General features: G+C 72.1%; 7 protein-coding genes. 3 read left to right on the forward strand and 4 right to left on the reverse strand.

All coding sequences use genetic code 11. The features are described 5' to 3' along the window. Positions 1-13 precede the first annotated feature (13 nt). Positions 14-808: a hypothetical protein gene (locus tag ABT008_RS23745; protein WP_350698526.1), complete on the forward strand. Its 795-nt coding sequence runs from the start codon at positions 14-16 to the stop codon at positions 806-808. A 114-nt stretch (positions 809-922) separates the two neighbouring features. Here ABT008_RS23745 and ABT008_RS23750 read toward each other — a convergent pair whose 3' ends face one another. Then, entirely contained in the window at positions 923-1,387 is a 465-nt protein-coding gene (locus ABT008_RS23750) for a roadblock/LC7 domain-containing protein (protein ID WP_350698527.1), read from the reverse strand. Next, positions 1,384-1,755: a roadblock/LC7 domain-containing protein gene (locus tag ABT008_RS23755; protein ID WP_350698528.1), complete on the reverse strand. Its 372-nt coding sequence runs from the start codon at positions 1,753-1,755 to the stop codon at positions 1,384-1,386. Before ABT008_RS23755 ends, ABT008_RS23750 begins: the two co-directional genes overlap by 4 nt. Positions 1,756-2,150: 395 nt before the next feature. Here ABT008_RS23755 and ABT008_RS23760 point away from each other — a divergent pair, with 395 nt between their 5' ends. After that, entirely contained in the window at positions 2,151-3,017 is an 867-nt protein-coding gene (locus tag ABT008_RS23760) for an AraC family transcriptional regulator (protein ID WP_350698530.1), read from the forward strand. Between the two features lie 4 nt (positions 3,018-3,021). Here ABT008_RS23760 and ABT008_RS23765 read toward each other — a convergent pair whose 3' ends face one another. Further along, positions 3,022-3,816, reverse strand: a complete 795-nt coding sequence (locus ABT008_RS23765) for a nucleotidyltransferase domain-containing protein (protein WP_350698532.1) — start codon at positions 3,814-3,816, stop codon at positions 3,022-3,024. Next, positions 3,809-4,318, reverse strand: coding sequence for an NUDIX hydrolase (locus ABT008_RS23770; protein WP_350698534.1), 510 nt, complete (start codon positions 4,316-4,318; stop codon positions 3,809-3,811). The genes ABT008_RS23765 and ABT008_RS23770 overlap by 8 nt, the downstream gene beginning before the upstream one ends. Positions 4,319-4,648: 330 nt before the next feature. Here ABT008_RS23770 and ABT008_RS23775 point away from each other — a divergent pair, with 330 nt between their 5' ends. Continuing rightward, positions 4,649-4,858: a hypothetical protein gene (locus ABT008_RS23775; RefSeq protein WP_350698535.1), complete on the forward strand. Its 210-nt coding sequence runs from the start codon at positions 4,649-4,651 to the stop codon at positions 4,856-4,858. Positions 4,859-6,386: the final 1,528 nt, after the last annotated feature.

Below are 6,386 nucleotides of genomic sequence, written 5' to 3' on the forward strand. Positions count from 1 at the left end.
GAGGGTGGGCCGGATGGGCGAGAGAGGCGATCTCACCCGGTACGCGTACTGGTCGGAGCGGCGGGTGCGGTCCATCGCCGAGGACGGTGGGATCGACCTCAGTCCACGGTGGCGGTCGAAGCTGGCGGTCTCGGTGCCGCTGCTCAACTCCACTGCCGAGTTCGAGCGTGAGCCTCGTGGGCTCTTCCGGAACGAGATCGCGGACCGGATCGAGCGGGCGATCGGGGATCTGGCGGTGGAGGACTTCGTGACGCCACCCAGGGTTCGCTTCGCCAAGGGGCGAGGCCAGGTCGAGTTCACGCATCTGACCGGTTGCCGGCCGCCCCGCGTCGTCGTCGGCGTCCGGTCGGTGGCTTCCGACGGTAGCCGCGTCGCCGTCTGCCTTTTCGGCAGTACGGACAACCTCGCCGGCTTCGTGAGCGCGGGAGAGCAGTACGTCGGCGCTGGTAGTGGGGCCAGTTCGTCGGGGTCGTCGATCAGTAGTTGGCTGGTGAGCGGATTCCCGGAGGACCGGTCTGAGCCGATCGACGCGCAGTCGATCTCGCGTGAGGCGGTGGCCGTCGCGTTCGACAACGGCCCAGGCGATGGTGGACCGTCGCGGCGTGACCGGGAGCAGCCGGAGTTCAGCTTCGACCAGGTGACCGACTCGGAGTGGTTCGCCGAAATCTACAGCGACGTGGTACTCGTCCCGGATTCGTGGACCGGGCGGACGTCGGTCGACCGGGTGCTGATCGGCGCTCCCCTGTGGGTGCGGACTCCGCGCGGGCGGGCCGATCGTCGTCGGGCGATGAACGCGACGGGTGACTAAGGTGGTGGGCTCACCGCCATCGTGTGGCGAGGAATCACGCGCGGCGCGTGGCGCACACGATGGCGGTGAGCCCGGCTCGTGGCAGAGCGGTCATCTCTGCGCGAGCAACAGCGGTCAGACCTGCGCGAGCAGTGTGGCGAGGCGTGCCGCTACGGGTGGGGCGTGCAGGTGGAGGCGGGCCACGTTGATCGCGTCGGCGCCGACCACGGAGAGCAGAGCTTGCGGGCCGACGGCGTACACGGAGAAGTAGCCGGCCTGGTTGCGGACGGTGGACTGCTGGAACTCGCCCTGGCCGAGTCGGAGGCTGACCTGCCGGCCGAGGCCGAAGGTCGCCGCCGCCATCGCGGCCAGGTCGTCGGGGTCCAGCCCTGGTGGTACGTCGTGGGTGATGAGCAGGCCGTCCACGCCGCCGAGGACGCTTCCCTGTACGCCGGGGATCTGGAGGCGCAGCTCGGCGAGTTCGGTGCCGATGGCCGGGTACGGCAGTTTCGGGTTGCCGGCCAGCGACGGGGGGAGCCGGGGCGGTGGTGGGGCGGCCGGGCGTTGCGCGGTGCGGCGGGGCAGGAAGGTCTCGCTCACAGTTCGAGGCGCTCCTCGATGCTGCGCAACTGGTGCCGGGCCAGAGCCAGGTTCGAGCGGGTCTTGCTCAGCATCAGATAGAGAAACAGGCCCTTGCCGTTGGAGCCGTTCAACGGCCGGATGATGTGGTACTGACCGCCGAGGGTGATCAGCATGTCCTCGATCTCGTCGTTGAGCTTGAGCATCTCGATGGTGCGCATCTTGGCGCGTACCACGTCGGTGTTGCCGGCGGCGGCGACGGTCAGGTCGATCTCCGGTGTGCCGCCCGCGACGCCGAGTGTCATCCCGCTGGTGTAGTCGACGAGCGCGACGCCGATCGCGCCGTCGATCGTCATGGCGTCCTTGAGGGCGGTGTCGAGGTTGGCCATGGTGCCTCCATGTTCGACTGGCGTCCGAGTCCGCGCCAGCTCGTGGTCTTCACCGGGGCCTGGCCCCGGGTGAGGAAATCTCGGACGAGGGTGGCACACGTACCGGCCGATCCGCAGCCTGCGCAGCGCGAACGGACTGAGCGGGCCACGGTGGGTGACCGGCGGGCCGGTCGAGTTCGTCGCTGCGGCTGATGTCTCGGTGCCGACGTTGTCTGCTACTCAGTCTGCGACCTGGGCATCCCTGGCCGGCCGACCTCGTTCCGGGGCGATGGCGGGTATCCGGGCGCGAGCATGGGAGTACCCCCGCCGACCACCCGACCGCACCGGGCACAGCATGTCGGGTGCGCCGTGCCGTCACGCCCATAGTTTGGGTGGCGCAAGGAAGGAGGCACCGGGTGCTGGAGCGACTCAACCAGGCCATGGAGCACATCGAACGGCATCTCGACCGGCCGGTGGACGCCGGTGAGCTGGCGCGGATCGCGGTCACGTCGGAGTACCACTTCCGGCGGCTGTTCTCCGCGCTGGCCGGTGTCCCGCTCTCCGAGTACGTGCGGCGCCGCCGGCTCACGGTGGCAGGCGCGGAGGTGGTCGCGGGGGAGCGGACGCTGCTCGACATCGCGGTCCGCTGGGGGTACGGCTCGGCCGAGGCGTTCGCCCGCGCGTTCAAGGCGGTGCACGGGGTCGGGCCCGGCGAGGCTCGGCGTACCGGCGCGCTGTTGCAGGCCCAGCCCCGGATGTCCTTCCGACTGACCGTCGAAGGGAGCAGCAGTATGCGATACCGCATCGTGCAGAAGGAGCCGTTCCGGCTCGTCGGCCGCAAGGCCCGGGTGCCGCTGGTGCACGAGGGCATGAACCCGGCCATCGTGGCGTTCGTCAAGAGCATCGAACCGGCGACCCGGGACCGGATCGAGGCGCTGTCCGACCAGGAGCCGGCGGGTGTGGTCAACGTCGGCGACGGCCTCGCCGACAGCCGCGCCGAGGGCACCGAACTGGACTACTGGTACGGCGTGGTCACCGGCGCCGACGTGCCCGACGACCTGGACGCCATGCCGGTGCCGGCGGGTACCTGGGCGGTCTTCGAGACCTCCGGGACCGTTCCGGAGGCGGTGCAGGACCTGTGGCGGGACGTGTTCACGCAGTGGTTCCCGTCCAACCCGTACCGGTCCCGGCCCGGGCCGGAGATCTCCCGTACCCGGATCTCGGCCGACGGCAGCCGTGCCGACGCGGAGCTGTGGATCCCGGTGGAGCCGGTCGCGGCCTGAGCGCTCAGGTCGGCGTACCGGTGAGGTCGGCCAGCACCCGGCGCTGGAAGGCGCGGGCCTGCGGGCCGGACGGGGGTGGGCCGCCGTCGCGGGCGGCGATCGACCGGGTCACCAGGTCGGTGGTCGCGGCGTTGACGAGCGGTCCGGCCCCGGCCAGCAGCCGCCGGCCGGCGGCCACCTTGGGCAGCCACACCCCGTGGTGCAGGCGTACCCAGGACCGGCACGCGCCGAGCACGGCGTCCTCCGATCCGGGTGCGGGCACGTCGCCGGCCGGCAGCGGCAGCGCCAGCCACCAGCGCAGCGCCTGCACCACGAGCCCCCGCAGGTCGTCGGGGGACAGGTCGGCGAAGACGTCGGCGGCGGGCGGGCCGAGAAGGGCCCGCCCGCTCTGGTGCAGGATGCTGCGGTCCAGGCCGTACCAGAACAGCCCGTCGGCGGGCGGCCGGTCCGCCGGGCCGTACGACACCCGGAAGTCCATTCCCGCGCCGGTGTTCAGCTCCACCTCGAACCCCGGCTCGGGCGTGCCCGATCGGGCCACCTCCCACCGGTACACCACCAGTTCCAGCCCGCGCGCCGGGCAGGGCAGCGCCTCGTGCCGCAGCCGCGCCACCAGCTCACCGGTGACCGCGCGGTCCAGCGGAGCGGCACAGACCAGCGCCACGTCCACGTCGCTGCGCCCCGGCTGGTACGCGCCCAACCCCACCGAGCCCGCCGCGTACGCGCCGCGCAGGTCGTTGCCGAGCACCTCGCGGGCGGCGGCGACCAGGTCGGTCAGGTAGCGCAGCGGCGCGTCAGGCATGTTCGAGTTCGCCCGGCTCGCCCCAGAGCATCCCGGCGGGCAGGAAGAACGCCGACACCTCGGTGCCCAGCGCGTGCCGGATCACCATCCGGGCGTGCTCGTCCAGGTCGGGCAGTCGCCCCGGGGCGAACCACCGCACGTCCGACGACTCGTCGTCGTCGGCCTGCAGGTCGCCGCCGAGCAGACGGCAGCGGAAGCCGAGGTTGAGGTACTCGCAGCGGTCCCCGTTCGGGTACGTGCGCGGATGCGTCACCGCGCTGCTCAGGCGCAGCGGCTCGACCTCCAGACCGGTCTCCTCCAGCACCGCGCGGACCACCGCGCTGGCCGGCTGCTCCTCCGGCTCGACGAAGCCACTCACCACCGACCATCGCCCGTCGTAGGCAAGTCGGGAGAGCAACAGCTCGCCCGCGTCGTTCCGGACCACCGCGCTGACGCTGGGTAGCCAAATCAGCTCGTGTCCGACGTGTTCACGCATCCGCAGGATGTATTCCGGTACGCCCATCCGGCGACCTTAGCCGGGCGCCGATCGGCCCTCGCATCCGGTCAGGACGAAGTGACGAGTGACCCGATTCCCCTGGCAGAGTTGGATTTCGGCTACTCGGACGCGCTCGGTGCGCGCACCGTCGCGGGGTGCCGACATTCGCGCGGCAGGCGTCCGCATCCGTCGTCGCAGTGACATTCATTCGTGTACGGAGAGTGATAGGGCTGCCGCGGCATTTTGTGTTTTTCGCTGTTTTCGCACGTAAAGCCACATGCGGGTCTACTGTGGAAAAGCCTGGTGACTTGCAGTGTTCCGGTGGCGGGCGGTCGCATCCCGATGCACAGTGATCCCATGAACGACAGCGGACATGGGCGCTACTTCTGGTGTACGCGGCACCACCGGGTCGAGCACGAAGCCGACGTGTGCCCTGCCCGGCACGTCCTCGGCCCGTACGCCTCGGCAGCCGACGCGGAGAACGCCCTGCAGAAGGTGCGGGAGCGCAACGAAGCATGGGAGGCCGAGGACGCCCGTAGGGCCGAGGAGGACGGGGAGGAGAAGTAGCCGACGCGGGACGACCTCGCGTCGCGACACCACGTGCGCCGCGAGGGCGGTGGCACGTCCCCAAGGAGGAACCGAGATGGCCGAAGCGCAACAGGCCACCCGACCGGCCGCGACGCGAACACCCGCCCGGCAGACTGCCGCCACGGACCGCACCGCCGGCCTCACCCGTACGCCGACCACACGTCGCGCGAACGGCACCGCTCCGGCCACCCGTACCGCGTCCGGTGGTGCCGGCCGGGCCCCGGCCTCCAAGCGCACCACCGCCGCGACCCCGGCCACCAGGAGCACCACCACGGCGACCCCGACCGCGCAGGCGACCGCGTCAGCGGGCATGACGGCCCCCGCGCGCAAGCGCGCCGCCGTGAAGGCCCCCGCCAGCCAGATCACCGCAGCGACCCCTGCGGCTGCCGGTCGGAAGACCGCGCCCGGGTCCGCTGCGGCTGCCGCCGGCACGAAGTCCACGCCTGCCGCCGGTGCGAAGTCTGCGCCTGCCAGTGCGAAGTCTGCACGTGTCGTTGGTGCGAAGTCCACCGCCGCCACCGCTGCGGCGAAGAAGACGACGGCTGCCGCTGCCGGTGCGGCGAGGAAGACCACCTCGGCGCGGGCCGGGTCGAGCGAGGGTCGGACGGCTCCGGCGCGCACAACGACGGCGGCCAAGCGGGCACCGGCCAAGGCCACGACAGCGACGGCGACAGCGGCCCGGACCACGGCGGCGCGGAGCACGGGTACCCGGAGCACGACCACTCGGAGCGCGGCGGCCGGCAGTGCAGCGGCCCGGGGCACGGCAGCTCGCACCACGGCCGCCAAGGCATCCACGAGCGCGGCGACCCCGGCGCGCAAGACCGCTCCCGCGCGTAAAGCTGCTTCCGCTGCGTCCAAGACTGCGCCCGCGCGCAAAGCTGCTTCCGCTGCGTCCAAGACTGCGCCGGCCCGCAAGGCAGCTTCCGCCGCGCGTAAGACCGCGCCCGCGCGTAAGGCCGCGCCCGCCGCGCGTAAGACCGCGCCCGCGCGTAAGGCCGCGCCCGCCGCGCGTAAGACCGCGCCCGCGCGGAAGACGACGACGGCGCGGGCCACCGTCGCCCGCAAGGCCCCGGCCACGAAGACCACCGCAGCGGCCAGCAAGGCCCCCGCGCGCAAGACCACCACGGCGTCGACCCGGACCCCCGCCCGTACGACGGCGGCGAAGGCACCCGCGAAGAAGGCCCCGGCGAAGAAGGCGTCCACGGGTCGCGCCGCCCCGGCGAAGAAGACGACGGCTGCTCGGACCGTTTCCGCCCGCAAGACCGCTCCGGCCAAGAAGGCGGCAACGGGTCGGGCAGCTCCGGCCCGTAAGACCGCTCCCGCCAAGAAGGCCTCGACTGGTCGGGCCGCTCCGGCGCGCAAAGCCGCTCCGGCGAAGAAGGCGGCGACTGGTCGCGTCGCTCCCGCGCGGAAGACCGCTCCCGCCAAGAAGGCCTCGACTGGTCGGGCCGCTCCGGCGCGCAAAGCCGCTCCGGCGAAGAAGGCGGCGACTGGTCGCGTCGCTCCC

The sequence above is a fragment of the Micromonospora sp. NPDC002389 genome (assembly GCF_040296095.1).
GTDB lineage: Bacteria > Actinomycetota > Actinomycetes > Mycobacteriales > Micromonosporaceae > Micromonospora.